The organism is Phytomonospora endophytica, assembly GCF_014202425.1.
Lineage (GTDB): Bacteria > Actinomycetota > Actinomycetes > Mycobacteriales > Micromonosporaceae > Phytomonospora > Phytomonospora endophytica.
In genome coordinates this window covers 252,942-268,997 of sequence record NZ_JACHGT010000004.1, presented here as the reverse complement: position 1 = coordinate 268,997, position 16,056 = coordinate 252,942, and the positions used below count along the sequence as shown (strand labels likewise).

The window sequence follows — 16,056 nt, the reverse complement described above, 5'->3', positions numbered from 1 at the left end:
CCGGTCAGGACCACTGTTCGAACGTGATCTCGCTGGCCAGCACGGCCGCTCCCGCGACACCGGCCCGGGGGCCGAGTTCGGACAGGATGACCGGCAGGTTGCCGGTGGCGAGGGGCAGCGAACGGCGGTAGACGACGCTGCGGATCTCGGCGAGGAGGATGTGGCCGAGCTGGGCGAGTCCCCCGCCGATGACGATCATCGACGGGTTGGCGAAGCTGACGAGCCCGGCGAGGACGGAGCCGACGAGGCGGCCGCCTTCGCGGATGAGCTGGACGCAGGCGGCGTCGCCTTCGGTGGCGCCGTCGGCGACGTCGCGGGCGGTGACCGCGCCGTGGGCGGCCAGTCGTTCGGCGAGCGCGGGCGAGTTGCCCGACCGTGCCGCGGCGGTGGCCGCCGCGGCGAGCGCGGCGCCGCCGAACAGGGCCTCCAGGCAGCCGACGTTGCCGCACCGGCAGGTGGGTCCGTGGGCGGTGACCTGGATGTGGCCGATGTCGCCGGCGCAGCCGTCGATGCCGCGGTAGACGTCGCCGCCGATGATGATGCCGCAGCCGATGCCGGTGCCGAGCTTGACGAAGAACATGTCGTCGACGGAGTCGGCGACGCCGCCGTGGCGTTCGCCGATGGCCATGATGTTGACGTCGTTGTCGACGACGGCCGGGCAGCCGTGTTCGCGGGCGAGGAGTTCGCGGACGGGGTAGCCGTCCCAGCCGGGCATGATCGGCGGTGAGACCGGGACGCCGTCGCGGAAACTGACCGGGCCGGGGACGCCGAGTCCGACGCCGTCGAGGTGTTCGTAGACGCCGTCGGATCTGGCTTTGGCGAGGAGTTCGCCGATCCGGGCGAGGACGGGCTTGGGGCCTTTGCGGAGGTCGGCGGCCTCGGTGTAGGCGGCGACGGGTTCGAGGCGGCCGTTGGTGATCTCGATGTCGAGGGAGGTCGCGCCGAGGTCGACGGCGGCGAAGCGTAACCGCGGGTTGAGTTCCACGAGGGTGGATCGCCTGCCGCCGCGGGACTTCGCCGGTCCGGCCTCGGTGATCTGTTCGGCGGCGATCAGGCGGTTGAGTTCGCCGAGCAGTCGCGGGCGGGGGACTTCGAGGCGGTCGGCGAGCTGCGCGCGGGACAGGGGGCCGGAGTCGCGCAGTTGCCTTAAGACGCGGACGTGCAGGGGGTCCCAGAGGTGCCGGGCGGTGCTCATGGGGATCTCCGACCTTTGTGGGCGGTCAGGTGTCACGGGGTTGTGACGGAGATGTTACGAGCTTTGAAAGATCGACACCATGGCTTCGCGAAGAATCGCGAGAACTTTTGTCGGGACGGACAGAAGTGGGGTCATGTCGCGCGCGGACAGCCGAGTAGAAGACGGCGAGGACGGCGGCGTCGCCGAGGCCCGTCGTCGCCGGTGGGGGTCGGTCGAGTCCCGGCCGATCGACGCTGATCTCCTGCCCGGCCGACTGGCCCGGAGTACGTCAGGTCGTGACGCGCCCGCACACCCAGCCCTCGACTCGCAGCCGCTGTCCGGCGCGGACGCCGTGCGGTAGGTCGCCGTGGGCGGCGACGACGTCGAAGTCGCCGCCGAGCCCGGCCATGGTGATGTGATGGAAGGGGACGCCGAAGAGCCGGGTGCGGCGGACCTCCGCGCTCGTCACGGTTCCGGTGGCGAGGACGGAGGCCGTCGGCGGGTCGGAGAACTGTCCGATGGGGATGAGGGCCCGGTCGGCGAGCGGGAACGCGTCGTCGGGGTCGGGGTCCGTCTCGACGCTCTCCGCCACGAAGGTCAGGTGGGCGGTCGACGGTTCGCCGAGGCGATGCGCGTACGGCCGGGAGGCCGCCACGAGAAGGGGGTAGATCATCTCCCCTTCCTCGTGCACTTCGATGGCCAGGAGGTCGCAGCCGGGGCACTCGGCGTCGGGGACGACGGCCGTGGGCACGACCGTCTGGGTGCCGCCTCCGGTGAACTGCGGTGTGGCGCAGGGTTCGCGGCGGCGGCCGAAGCGGCTGCGGACCATCAGGTCGACGCCCGCGCCGCTCGGGTCGCGCCAGTTCGCCGTGCGGGTGCCGCGACCGGAGCGGGTCCAGTCGCGAGCCTCGGCGAACACACGGGCCAGGGTCGCCGCGAAGGTCTCCCCGTTGCCCGCTGGAAGGCCCATCGCGGTGAAGTGGTCGCCCATGTCGCTCCTCGTGATCGCCGGTCCGGCGTCGGAGTCTACGGCGCCCGCTCCCCCACCGTCACATGGTTATCACCACGTTCCCCCGCGCGCGGTGCGTCAGCATCCGCGCGACCGCGGCGGGCGTCTCGTCGAGGGGGTAGACGCCGTCGACGACGGCTTTGACGGCTCCGGTGCCGAGCAGTTCGGCGACCGCCGCGAGGTGGTCGCGGCCCATTCCGGTGTGCACCGGGCGGACGTCGGTGCGGCCCATACCGATAAGGCTGGCCCTGGCGATGCGGGGCAGGCCGGCGAGGACCGCGTTGCCGGTGTCGCCGACGCTGTTGGGGAGCAGCCGCCCGCCCGGAGCGAGGGCCTTGGCGGTGCGGGAGGGCGGATGGTTGAGGACGTTGTCGAGGATGACGTCGTACTTCCCGGATCCCCGCGTGAAGTCGGTCGCGGTGTAGTCGATCGTGTCGTCGGCGCCGAGGGAGCGGACGAAGTCGGTGTTCTTCGGCCCGCACACGGCGGTGACGTGGCCGCCGAGGTGCTTGGCGATCTGCACGGCGAAGGTGCCGACGCCGCCGGAGGCCCCGTTGATGAGCACGCGCGTCCCCTCGCCGACACCGCCGACGTCGCGCATGGCGGTCAGCGCGGTCAGTCCCGACATGACCGAGGCGGCGGCCTCCTCGAAGGTCACACCGGCGGGCTTGGGCACGAAGGCGCTCGCCGGGGCGACGGTGTACTCGGCGAATGCTCCGTGCTTCACCGCGAGGTTCCCGTTCCACAGCGACCCGAAGACCTCGTCGCCGGGCGCGAGTGCGGTGACGCCTTCGCCGACGGCCTCGACGACGCCCGCGACGTCGCTGCCGCGGACGGGCGTCCCGGGCCCGCGCAGCCCGGATTTCAGGCGGAGCACGTAGGGCACTCCGGTGACGGTGAGCCAATCGGGGGTGTTGACGCTGCTGGCGCGCATCCGGACGAGCACCTGGCCGGGCTCGGGTTCGGGCCGTGGCGTCGTGCTGATGGTGAGCACGTCCTCGGGAGCTCCGTAGCGGCTCTGGACGACGGCTCGCATGGTCGGGGCGTGGGTGGGCATGTGGGCGGCCCTCCTAGATGATCCTTATCTTGTAAGGTGACTAATTGCAAGACTAGCCTTAGCTTGTAAGGCTGTCAATGGGCGCGACGGGGCACGACCCGGTGATCAAGGAGGTCAGGCGGTGCGGAGGCGTTCCAGGCCGTCGAGGATCAGGTCGAGACCGAACTCGAACTCCGCCTGGCCGTCACACCAGCCGAGCGTGGATCCGGGATCCTCGTGCGCGATCTCCGACAGCATCCCCGCCAGGTACGGCAGTTCGGCGGCCATCGGCCCGAGCTGGTCGGCGTCGGCGGGCGCGGGCCCGCCGTCGGGCTCGAACAGCTCCTGGGCGAAACCGAGCGCCCGGCTCCCGAGCGTGTGCAGCGCCCGGTGGACCAGGTCGTAGGAACAGCCGCCGCGGCGCATGATCCCGGCGACCTCGTCGAGGTAGCGGATCACCGCCGGGTCGGCCGACCGGCGCGACGCGAAGACCTGCGGCGCCCAGGGATGCCGGAGCATGACCTGCCGGGCGGCCAGCACCTTCCCCCGCAGCGCGGCCCGCCAGTCCTCCTCGGCGGGCGGCCCGTCGAGGGCGGCGACGGTGTCGCGGACCTCCCCCATGACGACCTCGACGACACCGTCGAGCAGGGCCTCCTTGTTGGCGACGTGGTGGTACAGCGACATCGCCTCGACCCCGAAGAGTTCGGCCAGCCGGCGCATCGTCAGTGACTCCAGCCCGGCCGCGTCGGCCAGGCCGACGGCCGCGCGCAGCACCCGCTCCCTGCTCAGCGGGACCGGCTCGGCACCCGCCGCGGTCCGTTTCGCCACTGCGCCCACTCCTTCACCCCGGCCTGTCGGTACACGGTAAGTCTCGCCGAGGCCGGGCCGCGACCGTTCGGCCGCCTCGGCGGAAGCGGGGCGGGCCGTAGTAGACGCCGTCGGGGAGTTCGGCGAGGGCGGGGCGCACCGGGTCGCGGTGAGCGCGCCCGGGTGAGCATGGGCTCAAGCCCGGCGCGCGGGTCGGCGCCGACGAGAGCGCCTCCGGGCTCGTGCCCGTCGGCCAGGGCGGTGATCGAGCCCCACGAACTCGGCCGCCGCGGACGGCCCGCGACGAAGGTCGCGGGCCGTCCGGTGCCTACTTCAGGCCGTAGGAACGGATGGCGGTCTGGACGGAGGTGTTCCCGTCGGCGTCGACCGTGCTGATACGCGTCGACACACCGGTCGCGCCCCTGGGGTGCACCAGCGCCGACACGGCGGTGTCGCCGAAGAGCTTCGACGGCACCTTCTTCCAGGTCTTCCCGTCGTCGTAGGAGACCTCGAAGGTCAGCGACTTCACGGCGGGCTGGCCGGGGTTGTTCGGCTGGATCCTCATCGACACCACCTGCGGCAGCTTCGCCTTGGCGTAGCCGTCACGGACCCCGGAGGCGTTGAGCCGCACCAGGTTGACGGACGGATCCAGCCGCTCGCCGACCGGCGCCCCGCTGAACCCGAACTCCACGGTGGACTTCGTGCCGATGTCGCTCCAGGGGACGTCCCGCTCCATCTCGCAGGTGAAGGTGAAGTCTCCCGACAGTCCCGGCGGGATCTCGAAACGGTTGGTCCCGGCGTACGGGGTGTCGAGCACCGTCTCACCGTTGGCGGACAGGACGATACGGCTGTCCGGGAAGCCGTTCCAGTAGGCCGTCCCCAGGTCCGGGCCGCTGAACATGCCCAGGTCGACGTAGATGAACTGCCTCGACATCCGCACGCCGAGCTCGGAACCGAAGCCGGCCCCGAGCGGCGCCTTGTTCCAGTTCATCACCGAGGACGTTCCGGCGGTCACCACGTGCGTCTGGTTCTGCTCCTCCCAGGTCAGGAAGTCGGAGCTGTGGAAACTCAGCCCGGATCCCCATTGGCCCGGCGTGTAATGGATCCGGTAGGTCCCGGGAGCCGTTCGCAGCGTCCGGATGCCGCTCCCGTTACGGCCCGACCCCAGGTACACCTCGGACTTCTCCGCGCCCTGGCCGTGGATCACGTGCTCGACGACGCCCAGATCGGACTCGTCGTAGGACAGCGCCAGACCGTCGGGCAGCGGGCCCTCACGCCTTTCCGCGAGGTAGAACTCGCCCTCATCGGCGGCGAAGAGCTGCCACACGTCCAGCCTGGTCGACAGGTTCGACGAACCCGGCAGCAAGCGGATCCGGAACTCGCCGAGCGACATGTTCGCGCCGATCCCGCTGTGCGGGTCCTCGGTCGCGCCAAGCCTCAACTCGACGTCGGCGGCCTCCTGCACCTCGCCCTCGGCGAAGGTGACGTCGGTGGTCACCTCTCCGGCGGAGGCGGCGTCGAAGGCCACCGTCATGTCGGCGTGGACCTCCGCCGCCTTGTCGGTGAAGGAGGCGATCGGTGTGTCGGTGCCGTCGGAGCTCAGGGTCACGTAGGCGAACGCGTAACGACCCGGGGTCAGCCGCGCGTACGGCGTCCCGTCCGGCCGGTAGTCCCAGGTGCTGCCCCGCTCGTCGGTGTCGAGGTTCCAGTAGGTGACGTCGCCGTATTCGAGCGTCTCGCCGTCGGCGAGGGTGGACGGGAAGTCGACCGTGTACAGCTCCGGCTCGGTGCTGGCACCCACGGCGGTCCGCAGGGTCGCGGTCCCGTCGGTGGCGACCAGTTCGGCGCCGAAGTTGCCGTAACCGCGTGCGGGGTCGGGGTCGTAGGACACCGACACCGTCGCGTTTCCGCCCGCCGGGACCGTCACCTGTGGACGGTCGACGGTGAAGCCCTCGGCACCCGTGAGGGTGACCGCGAGTGTGACGTCGGCGTCGCCGTCGTTGGTGTAGGTGACGTCCTTGACGACCGTCTCCTGGTCCTGCGGGTGCTTGAACAGCCCGAAGGACAGCGAACCGTCGGCATAGACCTCCTGGGCGACACCGCGGCCGACGTCAAGCCGTCCCGCGCCCTCCTGGAAGGAGTCGAGGGCGTCAAGGCCCTTGGCGGAGCCGACGAGCGCGTCCTTCAGCCGTTCGGCCGTCCAGTCCGGGTGCCGCTGCTTGAGCAGCGCGACCGCGCCCGTCACGTGCGGGGTCGCCATGGACGTGCCGTCGTAGGCGACGTAGAGCTCGCCCTCGGCACCGGTTCCGGCGGCCTGGGCGGCGGTGATCGCGCTGCCCGGGGCGACCAGGTCGGGCTTCATCGTGTAGTCGTAGGCCGGGCCCTGGCTGGAGAAGTCCGAGAACTCGTCGGACTTGGTCACGCTGCCAACGGTCAGCGCCGACGGTGACACACCGGGGCTGTCGATGCCGCCGCCGTAGTTGTTGCCGGCGGCGATCACGAACAGGGTCCCGGTCTCGGCGGTGAGGCGTTCGACGGCCTCCACGGTGGGGTCGCCCTCGAAGGGCGATCCGCCGATGCTGATGTTGACCACGGACGCGCCCTGGGCCGCGGCCCATTCCATGCCCTCGATCATGTCGCTGTAGGTGCAGTAACCGTCGCTGGTGCAGACCTTGCCGACGATCACGTTCGCGCCGGGCGCGACGCCCTTGTACCTGCCCGCCGACCCGGCGCCGGTGCCCGCCGCGATCGAGGTGACGTGCGTGCCGTGCCCGGCGCGGTCGACGGCGTCGGCCTCGTCGGTGAAGTTCTCGGCCTTGGTGACCCGGTCGACGAGGTCGGGGTGGGTGGGATCCCAGCCGCTGTCGAGGACCGCGATGGTCACGCCGGTGCCGTCGTACCCGGCCTCCCACGCGGCGGGCGCACCGATCTGCGGCACGCTCTGGTCGAGGGTCAGCCGCGCCTTGCCGTCCAGGACGATCCTGGTCGCGCCCGAGCGGGCTCCGGCGCCGCTCATCGAGCTCCACAGCGCCGGGAGCTCGGCCCCCGCGACCACCGAGGCGGTCGCGTCGACGCTGTCCAGGCGGGTGCCCCCGGCGAGGGCCGAACGCGAGGCCGCGCCCCCGGAGACGATGAGGGGCAGTTCGTCGCGATCGGCGTAGCCGTCGCGGATCAGGCCCGTGACGTCGAACAGCCGACGGTCGACGCGCCCGTCGCGCATCGCCTCGACGGCGTCGTTCGGGACGACGTACAACGCATCGCCGTCGGCGAACCGCCGGTGGCCGATGTTCTCGCGGCCTGTCGCCGCGGCGAAGTCCGTCGTCCCGTCGGCGGCGACGGTCACCCGGTCGCCGGTCACGAGGGTGACGATGTGGCCGCGCCCGTCGGCGGGCGGTACGGCGCTGGTGGCGCCGCCCGGGTCGCCGGGATCGGCGATCACCGCCGGGGCCGTGCTCAACAGCAGCGCGGCCGTGGCCGCGCCGCCGACGATCAGTCGCATGGTTCTTCTCACGTCGATCCAACTCCCGCTGGTCCGGTGTGTCCTATGCGGACAGACCTCTGTGGACAGTCCAGAGGCCTGTCCCGAATACGAGTCCGGACGGGCGAAAGGTTACGGCGGAGACCGAAACCGAAGTGGCGGGTTCCGGCCACGACGCCTTCGGACAGGCGCTCACACGTGGGTCTCGGAGACGTCGATCCGCTGGTCGAAGGCCACGGCCTCGGTCGCCGGAGTCCAGTTCCGGTAGGAGATCCGGCCTTCGGCGTCGCGCGGGGGATCGCCGCCCGCGACGGGCCGCAGGGTCGACTCGCCCGACAACTCGACCAGCAGCGCCCGCGTCCGGCCGGGGTGAAGGCCGATCTCGAAGGTCACCGGCACCGCCGGTTCCGGTGCACCGCCGGCGATCGCGACCTCCGGCGGCAGGACGGCGACGGTGTGACGGCCGGGCGGCAGCCGGTACCACCAGGTCGCCCACGACGCCCTGTGGGCGTGACCGTCGATGCGCGGCCTCGGCGGGCCTAGCCAGGCGTGCGGGTTCCCGGCGAGGGCCTCCCCGGTACGGATGCCGTGCCGGAGCCGGAAACGCAGGAGGAGGCCGCCGTGTTCGGGTCCGGGATCGGGGAGGTCGCCTGGGGTGTCGCCGAGGAACCAGCCGTCGGTGAACCGGTGAGGCGCGCCCGCCAGGCAGGCGCGGTACCGCCGGTCGGCTCGCGCGCGGTATCGGTTCCACACCGGGGGAAGCGCGACCGCGACCGCGACGAGGGCGAGCGGGGTCCACCCGTCCGGCGGGTACCCGGCGCGGGTGAAGGCCGCCAGGGCCGCCATGAGCCCGCCGAACGCGAGCAGCCACGGCCGGGTGGTGGCGCCGACCTCGCGAACCGGCGCGGGCCCGAAGGTCCCGACGGTGCCCCAGTTGCGGGGTGCGGCGTATTCGAGTTCGACGACCGTTCCGGCCGCCACGTGCGCGATACGGGCGCCCTCGGCGCGTTCCTCGCGGACCTCGACGAGATGCGCGCCCGGCTCGACGACGGCGATCATCCGCCCCCAACCGTGCCAGAGCGGCCGTCCGTCGACGCCGACGTTGCGCGCCGGCTCGGGGTACCGGCGGTCCCAGCGGCCGCCGTAGCGCGTCCGCACGGCGATGCCGCCCTTCCCCGCCGGGAGTCGCGGCGCCGGACGGTCCTCGGGCCACTCCAGGACCGGGACCGCCGGGTCGGCGAAAGGCGCGGCGGGGTCGACGCCGGCGAACCTCACCGGCCGGGATCCAGGCCGTTTTCGATGTCCTCACCGGACATGCCGCTCCCCGGCGTGCCGATGTCGTTGACACCGGCGGCACCGACGGTCCCCGCCATGGGCATGTAGTTCTTCCAGTCTTTGAGCCACCTGCCGAGGGCCTTGCCCATGTCGCCGACGTCGGGGGTCTTGAGTGCCGAGATCGCCCGGTAGTTCTTGGCGACGTTGTCCTTGACGAACCCGGGCAGGACTTCGCGCAGGACCCGGCCGATCCTGTTGAGGAACTCCACGACGCGGTCGATGATCCGCACGGCCCGCGAGCAGTTCGTGGTGGCGTGCAGCGTCGTCACCGTCGCGGCACCGGCGGTCGAGCCGCCGAAGGTGACTCCGGCGGCGGCCAGCGCCGCCGTCCAGGTGATGATCAGCCACTCCACGAACTGCGCGATGAGGCCGATGATGATCTGCTGGGCCGCGCTCATCAGCGAGGCGAGGATGTTGAGCAGCGAGGAGACCTTCACGGCCTCACCCCCGCTGGCCTCGATGGCCTCGCCGAACTCTTCGAGGCGGGCCTTGGCGGCGTCGGCGTCCTTGCCCTCCCAGCCGATCAGCCCGTCGGCGGCCGCCTGCCGCACGGCCTCGCCGAGCGGGACCAGCGCGGCACCGATCCGGTTCCACCTCCCGGTGAACTCGCCCATGCGCTCGTAGTTGCCGGTGACCAAGCTCAACGCGTCTTCGAGGGGCTGGATCACGTCGATGAGGAACGCCAGGCCCGCCGACAGCAGCCAGTTGACGGGGTCGCCCGCGAAGGCGACGGCGTTGCCGCCGAACTCGGCGACGCCCATGGTCAGGGCCTTGATGTCGCCGTCGACGGCGCCGTCGTACATGTTCGTCGCGGCGCCCGACAGCGGGATGTTGCCGGCGTAGTTGGAATCCCAGGCGTCGGTGACGCCGAGATTCCCGTGGTAGGTGCCGTCGGCGGCGGGATCGTCGCCGACGTACGCGTCGTCTTCGTCGCCCATCATCTTCCGTTCAGGTCGTCGAGGAAGCGTTCGAAGGCCGCGGCCATCTCCTGGTCGAGCCGCTCATAGTTCTCCGCGGCGTTCGTGACGACGCGGGCCTGGCTCTCCAGGGCGTCGCCGATCATGCGGATGTGCTCGCGGGCCTCCTCGGCCTTCGGGTCGTAGCAGAGCTTGAGGATCCGCCCAAGGCCGACGCCCCACACGTCAAGGCCGGGATCGGCCTGCTCAGCGAGGCGCTCGATGTCGGCGGCGCTGTTCTTCAAGGTCTGGAGCACCTCGCCGACGGCCTTGATCTCGCCGGGCGGTGCGGTGATGCCGTCCCCCATGTGGTCCTCCCTGAGGTGCCGCGTGCGCGGCCGGTCGTGGTGGGTTCGCGGATCAGGAGCGGGGGTGGTCGCGATCGTCGGCCGCGTCCCGCAGCTCGGCCGGGATCGACTCGCCGACCAAGGCCCTGACGTCGAAGGAGTGTTCGATCCTCGCGGCGATGTCGGCCGTCTTCAGCGCGTGCGCGGCCTGGGCCCGGTGAATCGCCGAGACGATGGACCGGCCGAGCCGCGACGGGGAGCGCGTCGCGCCGTCGTCGAAGTCGAGCTTCACGACCACTCCGGCGTCGTCGATCTCGGCGCGGACCGAGCCGTCCTCGGAGCGGCCCTCCGACGTGCGGTCGCCGGCCTCTTCGCGGGCGGCGGCGTAGACGGCGAGGATCTCGTCGTTGCGGGCGCGCATCCTCTCCAGGTGCGCGAGCATCGCGTCGACGTCGGGCCACTGCCGCAGCGGCCGCCGGTGGCCCTCCGGCGGTCCCGTCACGGCGTCTCCCCGCGGTTCTCCGCGCGCATGCGGCGGATCTCGTCGAGAGAGGGCAGCGCGGAGGTGTCGGCGACGGGAACGCCGCCCATGAGTTCGGCCAGGCTCTCCCGCAGCTCGCGGCTCATCCGCGCCGAGGCCGTCCGCAAGCACTCGACGACCAGCTCGCCGAGTTCGGCGGCGGAGTACCTCGCGGCCCGGCCGGTGATGTCGACGTCGTGTACGGCGCCGTTGGGCCCCACCGTCACCTTGACCGCGAAGTCCTCACTGGACAGTTCCGTGCGCGCCTCGGTCACCAGCCGGCGGACCTGCTCGGCACGAGCGGAGACGTCGTCACCGAAGCCGCTCACGGGCGCTCACCATCCTCTCGTGCCATCCACCATGGACCTGCCCTTCGGCAGGCGGACCGGGACCTGGAATCGCTGTGTCCGATGTGGACCTGTGGCATGCGGGCACCTTCGATCGACGGTCCGCGACCTGTCTCGCGGAAACCGTGCCGACCAGACTTCCCGGCTCACCTGTCTCGACCCTGCCGGTCGCTTCCCCACCTTGTCAACGGCGAGGAGGAGACCCTGACGCGATCCTTACGCGGTCGGCGCTTCCCCGGTCAGGAGCAGTGCCGCACCCGCCGGGATCACCGAGCCCGGCATGGTTCCGGTCACCGGCAGCGACGGGACCGGAGGCGCGCCGGCGGGCGGGTTGGGCGGATTCCCCGGCGGCGGGGGCGACGCGAGCGGCGGCCGGTGGTCCTCGACCTCACCGCCGCCGCCGGACACCTGCGGCGTCGTCGACGAGATCCCGCGCGGACCGTCCCGGCACCCGGACTCGCCCGCTCGTGAACAAAAGCCACCCAACGGACATATCCTGACCGTAGGAGCACCTGGATCCGGTGCCGCCGGTCCGGCGACGCCGACGAGCGGGAGGAACGGGCCGATGAGCGGAGAGAACACGGCACGCGGCTGGTCGATCGGCGGCATGGCCCTCGGCGCGAGCCTCATGCTCATGATCGGCGCGTGGCAGGCCCTCGCGGGCATCGCCGCGATCGCCGAGGACGACGTCTTCGTCCAGGTCGAGGACTACGTCTTCCGCTTCGACCTGACCACCTGGGGCTGGATCCACCTGATCGTCGGCGTGCTGGTCATCGCGACCGCCGCCTTCGTCCTCATCGGACAGTCCTGGGCGCGGTGGGTCGCGATCGGGCTGGCCGTCGTCTCGGCGACGGCACAGTTCCTCTGGCTGCCTTACCAGCCGGCCTGGTCGATGGTCATCATCGCCATCGACGTGTTCGTGATCTGGTCGCTGATCCAGGTCGAGAGCGACTCCCTTGACACCCGTGGCACGCGCGGGACGGCGTGGTCGGAGGTCGACCCGCAGGCCACGACGGCCGGGCACACCAACCCCCGCCACGCGGGTGCGACGACGGCGGCCCCCGAGCGGACCGAGAGCGAGGCCTAGGCGCCCCAGTCCCAGCCGGTGATCGTGTCGCGCATCAACCGCGCGGCGGTCGACAGGTGCGCGCCCGTCGCCCATTGCAGCGTCAGGACGCGACGGCATGCGGGATCGTCGACGGCGATCCACGCGACGAGCGAGCGGGTGTCGGTGCGGCGGGCCATGTCGGGGATGAGGCCGACGCCGATCCCCGCGGCGATCATGTAGGCGACGGCACCCGGTTCGTCGCCTTCGCAGACGATCCTCGGCATCAGGTCCCGGCTGGCGAAGAGCCGGTCGAGGACCCGCCGCTGCCAGTGCCCCACGCGGGAACTGACGAAGGACAGCCCGGCGAGCTCCTCGACGGCCACCGAGGTGCGGGCGGCGATCGGATGGTCGTGCGGCGCGCAGAGCCACACCGGCTCGTCCATCAACTGCACCCCTTCCAGGCCCTCGCCGGGGATCGGCTGGGAGGCGATGCACAGGTCGACGTCCTGCGCCCGCAGCGCGCGTCCCATCTCCTCTCCGGTCATCTGGTGCAGCACGACGTCACCGGCGGGATGGGCGCGTTTGTAGGCGGTGAGCGGCCCGGCGATGGTGAAGAGGGTCTCCGAGGCCAGCCGCACGGTGCCGATCCCTTCACCGACGGCCTCGGTGACGGCCCGCCGTCCCGCGTCGAGCTCGCCGAGGGAGCGTTCGACGTGCCCGCGGAAGAGCCGCCCGGCCTCGTTGAGGCGGAGCCGCCCGCCGCGGTCGAAGAGTGGTGCGCCGAGCTCGTTCTCCAGCCTGGCGATGGTGCGGCTCAGGGACGGCTGGGCGACGCGCAGTTCCTCGGCGGCGCGGCTGAGGTGCTCCAGGCGCGCGACCACGAGGAACTGCCGGAGGGAGTGCAGGTCCATCATGCCTCCCAAGACATAACAGCATTGCGATATTGGTCTTCGACACGATAGCCCACCGGTCATAGCATCGGGGCGTTCGGCAATCGAGGAGTAGGGAGAACGCCCCATGGTCACCGCGGTGAACGACACCCGCGCGGCCGCGACCCGTCCCGCACCGCGGACGCGGCCGTCCGGTTGGGTCCTTCGGTCCCTGACCGCCGCCCATCTGCTCGCCATCGTGGGACAGCCGGTCTTCGCCGGCGTGTACCTCAGCGGCGACTTCGACGGCCTTCGCCTGCACGCGCTCGGCGCCGACGTCGTGTTCTACATCGGCATCGCGCAGCTCATCGCGGCGATCGTGGTCTGGGTCCGGCTCGGCCTCGCCTGGCCTTTCGCCGCCTCGCTGGTGGTGCTGGCGGCCGAGACCGTGCAGTACCTCGCCGGGATGGAGGGCGCGCTGTGGCTGCACCTCCCGCTCGGTGTGCTGACCGTCGCCGGGATCGCGCTGCTGTTCGTCGCGGTGTGGCGGCGGCCGCTGGCCCGCCCGGTGAAGCCGGAGGCGGGCGATGAGTGAGGGCCGTGGACTGTCGCGGCGTCGCGTGCTGGGCATCGGCGGCGCGCTCGGGCTGACGGCGGCGGGCTGGCTCGGCGCCTCGGCGGCGCTGTCGAACCGCCCGCCGGTGACCGGCGGGGAACTGCGCAGCGCCGTACCGCTGCCGCCCGCTTTTCAGGTGCCCCTGCCCATCCCCCGCGTGCTGACGCCGGTCGACACCGCCGGCGGGGTCGACCGTTACGCCATCACGCAGCGCGCCACGACGGCCGAGATCCTGCCGGGCGTCTCCACTCCACTGTGGACCTACGAGGGGACCTTCCCCGGCCCGACGATCGAGTCGCGTCGCGGCCGCCCGGTCACCGTGACCCACCGCAACCTGCTGCCCGTGCCGACGGTCGTGCACCTCCACGGCGGACACACCCCCGCCGACTCCGACGGCTATCCCACCGACCTGGTGATCCCCGAGAGCTGGGGGAACTCCGTCCACACCGGACACGACGGGCACGTCATGCACGACCCGCGGGCCGTCACCAGCGACCTGACCCGCGACTACACCTTCCCGATGAACCAGCGGCCGACGCTGCTCTGGTACCACGACCACCGGATGGACTTCACCGCTCCGGCGATCTGGCGCGGCCTCGCCGGGATGCACATCGTGCGCGACGACGCCGAGGACGCGCTCGGACTGCCCGCCGGGCCGCGCGAGCTGCCGCTGATGATCGCCGACCGCGCCTTCGCCGCCGACGGAAGCCTCGACTACCCGTCGATCGACCGCACCCTGCGCACGAAGCCCGGCGTCGAGGACCCGTACGTCGCGGGCGTGCTCGGCGACGTCATCCTCGTCAACGGCGCGCCCTGGCCGGTGTGCGAGGTCGACGCGGCCCGCTACCGGCTGCGGATCCTCAACGCCTCCAACGCCCGGCACTACGAACTGGAGGCGGTCACCGAGGACGGGCGGCGGCTGGACCTCGTCCAGATCGGCGCCGATCAGGGCCTGCTCGCCGCGCCGATCACCCACGCGACCCTGCCCATGGCGCCCGCCGAACGCCACGACCTGGTCGTGGACTTCGCCGGAGTGCCGGTCGGCGGTCTCGTCAGGCTCGTCAACCGGCTGGGTTCGGGCCGGACCGCCGAGGTGATGGCCTTCCGGGTCGCACGCGAGGCCGCCGACGACAGCCGCGTCCCGGACGTACTGTCCACCGACCTCCCGGAGTGGAACCGGTCGCAGGCCGTGCGAGTGCGCGACCTGTCCTTCCGCGCGGGGCGGATGGGCGACGGCCACGGCTGGCTGATCGACGGGCGGCCCTTCGACCCCGCCCGCACCGACGTCACCGTCCGGCTCGGCGACGTCGAGGTGTGGCGGCTCATCGCCGACGTGCACCACCCGGTCCACCTGCACCTGGTCGGCTTCCGTGTGCTGTCGCGCGGCGGCGGGGCGCCCCTGCCGCACGACGCGGGCCTGAAGGACACGGTCTCGCTGCGGCCCGGCGAGTCGGCCGAGATCATCACCCGCTTCGACGGGTACCGCGGCCGCTTCCTGTTCCACTGCCACAACGCCGAACACGAGGACATGGGGATGATGGCCAACCTCGAAGTGGTCTGAGGACGGCGTCGAGGCCGCGCCGACCCGATCGGCACGGCCTCGCCACATCCCGCGGCTAACCCACTCCGGTGAACAGCCGCTCCAGCTTCCGCGACATCCACTCCCCCGCGACGACCGCCTCGCCGCCGCCCTCGACCGGCTTGATCACGGCGTCGTGGTCGGGCAGGTAGAAGAACGGGATCGACACCCGCGACGAGGCGGCGTGCTCCGGCGGCGGGTTGACGACCCGGTGCATCGTCGACACCCAGCGCCCGCCGGTCCACAGCGCCATCAGGTCGCCGATGTTGACCACGAAACTGCCCGGGATCGCCGCCACGTCACGCCATTCACCCGCGGCGCCGCGCACCTGGAGCCCCGAGCGGTCGTCCTCCTGGTACAGCACGGTGAGGCCGCCGAAGTCGGTGTGCGGGCCGCGCCGCAACTGTCCCGGAAGCGGCGGGCGGGTCTGCGGGTAGTAGTAGTTCGCGGCGACCGAGGAGCCGTGGCGGCCGAAGCTCGACGCGAAGAACTCCTCGTCGAGCCCGAGCGCCAGCGCCGACAGGCGCATCAGGTCGGCGGCGAGCGCGGTGACGGCGTCCATGTACTCCCACCACACGTCCTTGAACTCCGCCGAGGGCCAGACGTTGGCCAGCGTCCAGGTCGCCCAGGCGTCGCCGAGCGCGGCGCGTTCGGCGTCGGGGAGTTCGCCGGTGACGTGCGCGGCGAAGACCTCGCACAGGTCGGGTGGGGTGTCCTCGCCGATGCTGGCGGCGGTGCTGCCGCCGAGGCGCCGGAAGCCCGAGACGCCGGGCCGGTTGGCGACGAGATCCTTGCCGGCGTCGGGCAGCAGGAAGAAGGACCGGGTCACGGTGTACATGCGGGTGACGAGTTCGGCGGCCACGCCGTGGCCGACGATGACGTAGAAGCCGGAGGTCGCGCAGGCTTCGCCGATGGTGGCGGCGAGCGCGGCACGGCCTTCGGGGGTGTCGCGTGTGGACAGGTCGATGACGGGGACGTAGTTGGGCATGGGTGTC

At 71.8% G+C, this 16,056-nt stretch carries 15 protein-coding genes; 3 read left to right on the top strand and 12 right to left on the bottom strand.

The window, feature by feature from the left end:
• Window positions 1–4: 4 nt before the first annotated feature.
• The 10 genes from HNR73_RS10505 to HNR73_RS10460 all read right to left on the bottom strand — a co-directional run bounded on the left by HNR73_RS10505 (window position 5) and on the right by HNR73_RS10460 (window position 10,931).
• Window positions 5–1,195, bottom strand: a complete 1,191-nt coding sequence (locus HNR73_RS10505) for an ROK family transcriptional regulator (protein ID WP_184787165.1) — start codon at window positions 1,193–1,195, stop codon at window positions 5–7.
• Between the two features lie 268 nt (window positions 1,196–1,463).
• Window positions 1,464–2,165, bottom strand: coding sequence for a hypothetical protein (locus tag HNR73_RS10500; protein ID WP_184787164.1), 702 nt, complete (start codon window positions 2,163–2,165; stop codon window positions 1,464–1,466).
• Window positions 2,166–2,223: 58 nt separating this feature from the next.
• A complete protein-coding gene (locus HNR73_RS10495; RefSeq protein ID WP_203686166.1) occupies window positions 2,224–3,240 on the bottom strand; it encodes an NAD(P)-dependent alcohol dehydrogenase in 1,017 nt (338 codons plus the stop codon).
• 114 nt (window positions 3,241–3,354) lie between these two features.
• Window positions 3,355–4,047, bottom strand: a complete 693-nt coding sequence (locus HNR73_RS10490) for a TetR/AcrR family transcriptional regulator C-terminal domain-containing protein (RefSeq protein ID WP_239122120.1) — start codon at window positions 4,045–4,047, stop codon at window positions 3,355–3,357.
• 307 nt (window positions 4,048–4,354) lie between these two features.
• A complete protein-coding gene (locus HNR73_RS10485; protein ID WP_184787163.1) occupies window positions 4,355–7,525 on the bottom strand; it encodes a S8 family peptidase in 3,171 nt (1,056 codons plus the stop codon).
• A 171-nt stretch (window positions 7,526–7,696) separates the two neighbouring features.
• Window positions 7,697–8,779 (bottom strand): hypothetical protein, encoded by a 1,083-nt coding sequence (locus HNR73_RS10480; RefSeq protein ID WP_184787162.1) that lies wholly within the window; start codon window positions 8,777–8,779, stop codon window positions 7,697–7,699.
• The gene (locus HNR73_RS10475) at window positions 8,776–9,777 is read right to left on the bottom strand and encodes a hypothetical protein (protein ID WP_184787161.1); all 1,002 of its coding nucleotides are present in this window, start codon (window positions 9,775–9,777) and stop codon (window positions 8,776–8,778) included. The genes HNR73_RS10480 and HNR73_RS10475 overlap by 4 nt, the downstream gene beginning before the upstream one ends.
• The gene (locus HNR73_RS10470) at window positions 9,777–10,103 is read right to left on the bottom strand and encodes a hypothetical protein (protein ID WP_184787160.1); all 327 of its coding nucleotides are present in this window, start codon (window positions 10,101–10,103) and stop codon (window positions 9,777–9,779) included. Before HNR73_RS10470 ends, HNR73_RS10475 begins: the two co-directional genes overlap by 1 nt.
• 52 nt (window positions 10,104–10,155) lie before the next feature.
• Window positions 10,156–10,584, bottom strand: a complete 429-nt coding sequence (locus HNR73_RS10465; protein ID WP_184787159.1) for a YbaB/EbfC family nucleoid-associated protein — start codon at window positions 10,582–10,584, stop codon at window positions 10,156–10,158.
• On the bottom strand, window positions 10,581–10,931 hold the full coding sequence (locus tag HNR73_RS10460; RefSeq protein WP_184787158.1) for a YbaB/EbfC family nucleoid-associated protein: 351 nt from the start codon (window positions 10,929–10,931) through the stop codon (window positions 10,581–10,583). The genes HNR73_RS10465 and HNR73_RS10460 overlap by 4 nt, the downstream gene beginning before the upstream one ends.
• A 583-nt stretch (window positions 10,932–11,514) precedes the next feature.
• Between HNR73_RS10460 and HNR73_RS10455 the strand changes: the two genes are divergently transcribed.
• Entirely contained in the window at window positions 11,515–12,036 is a 522-nt protein-coding gene (locus HNR73_RS10455) for a DUF7144 family membrane protein (RefSeq protein WP_184787157.1), read from the top strand.
• On the opposite strand, the gene HNR73_RS10450 is transcribed toward HNR73_RS10455, so the two are convergent.
• Complete coding sequence (locus tag HNR73_RS10450) at window positions 12,033–12,908, bottom strand: LysR family transcriptional regulator (RefSeq protein WP_184787156.1); 876 nt, start codon at window positions 12,906–12,908, stop codon at window positions 12,033–12,035. The genes HNR73_RS10455 and HNR73_RS10450 overlap by 4 nt on opposite strands.
• Window positions 12,909–13,014: 106 nt before the next feature.
• On the opposite strand from HNR73_RS10450, the gene HNR73_RS10445 reads away from it, so the two are divergent.
• Together HNR73_RS10445 and HNR73_RS10440 are read left to right on the top strand one after the other, a co-directional pair.
• On the top strand, window positions 13,015–13,461 hold the full coding sequence (locus HNR73_RS10445; RefSeq protein ID WP_221330833.1) for a hypothetical protein: 447 nt from the start codon (window positions 13,015–13,017) through the stop codon (window positions 13,459–13,461).
• On the top strand, window positions 13,454–15,043 hold the full coding sequence (locus tag HNR73_RS10440) for a multicopper oxidase family protein (RefSeq protein WP_184787155.1): 1,590 nt from the start codon (window positions 13,454–13,456) through the stop codon (window positions 15,041–15,043). The genes HNR73_RS10445 and HNR73_RS10440 overlap by 8 nt, the downstream gene beginning before the upstream one ends.
• Before the next feature lie 55 nt (window positions 15,044–15,098).
• Here HNR73_RS10440 and HNR73_RS10435 read toward each other — a convergent pair whose 3' ends face one another.
• On the bottom strand, window positions 15,099–16,049 hold the full coding sequence (locus HNR73_RS10435) for an isopenicillin N synthase family dioxygenase (protein ID WP_184787154.1): 951 nt from the start codon (window positions 16,047–16,049) through the stop codon (window positions 15,099–15,101).
• Window positions 16,050–16,056: the final 7 nt, after the last annotated feature.

What these genes read in the sequence shown, in the direction of transcription:
- HNR73_RS10440 (WP_184787155.1), top strand. Translation starts at nt 13,454, where the DNA reads ATGAGTGAGGGCCGTGGACTGTCGCGGCGTCGCGTGCTGGGCATCGGC.
- HNR73_RS10475 (WP_184787161.1), bottom strand. Translation starts at nt 9,777, where the DNA reads ATGGGCGACGAAGACGACGCGTACGTCGGCGACGATCCCGCCGCCGAC.
- HNR73_RS10435 (WP_184787154.1), bottom strand. Translation starts at nt 16,049, where the DNA reads ATGCCCAACTACGTCCCCGTCATCGACCTGTCCACACGCGACACCCCC.
- HNR73_RS10485 (WP_184787163.1), bottom strand. Translation starts at nt 7,525, where the DNA reads ATGCGACTGATCGTCGGCGGCGCGGCCACGGCCGCGCTGCTGTTGAGC.
- HNR73_RS10455 (WP_184787157.1), top strand. Translation starts at nt 11,515, where the DNA reads ATGAGCGGAGAGAACACGGCACGCGGCTGGTCGATCGGCGGCATGGCC.
- HNR73_RS10470 (WP_184787160.1), bottom strand. Translation starts at nt 10,103, where the DNA reads ATGGGGGACGGCATCACCGCACCGCCCGGCGAGATCAAGGCCGTCGGC.
- HNR73_RS10505 (WP_184787165.1), bottom strand. Translation starts at nt 1,195, where the DNA reads ATGAGCACCGCCCGGCACCTCTGGGACCCCCTGCACGTCCGCGTCTTA.
- HNR73_RS10450 (WP_184787156.1), bottom strand. Translation starts at nt 12,908, where the DNA reads ATGGACCTGCACTCCCTCCGGCAGTTCCTCGTGGTCGCGCGCCTGGAG.
- HNR73_RS10500 (WP_184787164.1), bottom strand. Translation starts at nt 2,165, where the DNA reads ATGGGCGACCACTTCACCGCGATGGGCCTTCCAGCGGGCAACGGGGAG.
- HNR73_RS10495 (WP_203686166.1), bottom strand. Translation starts at nt 3,240, where the DNA reads ATGCCCACCCACGCCCCGACCATGCGAGCCGTCGTCCAGAGCCGCTAC.
- HNR73_RS10445 (WP_221330833.1), top strand. Translation starts at nt 13,015, where the DNA reads ATGGTCACCGCGGTGAACGACACCCGCGCGGCCGCGACCCGTCCCGCA.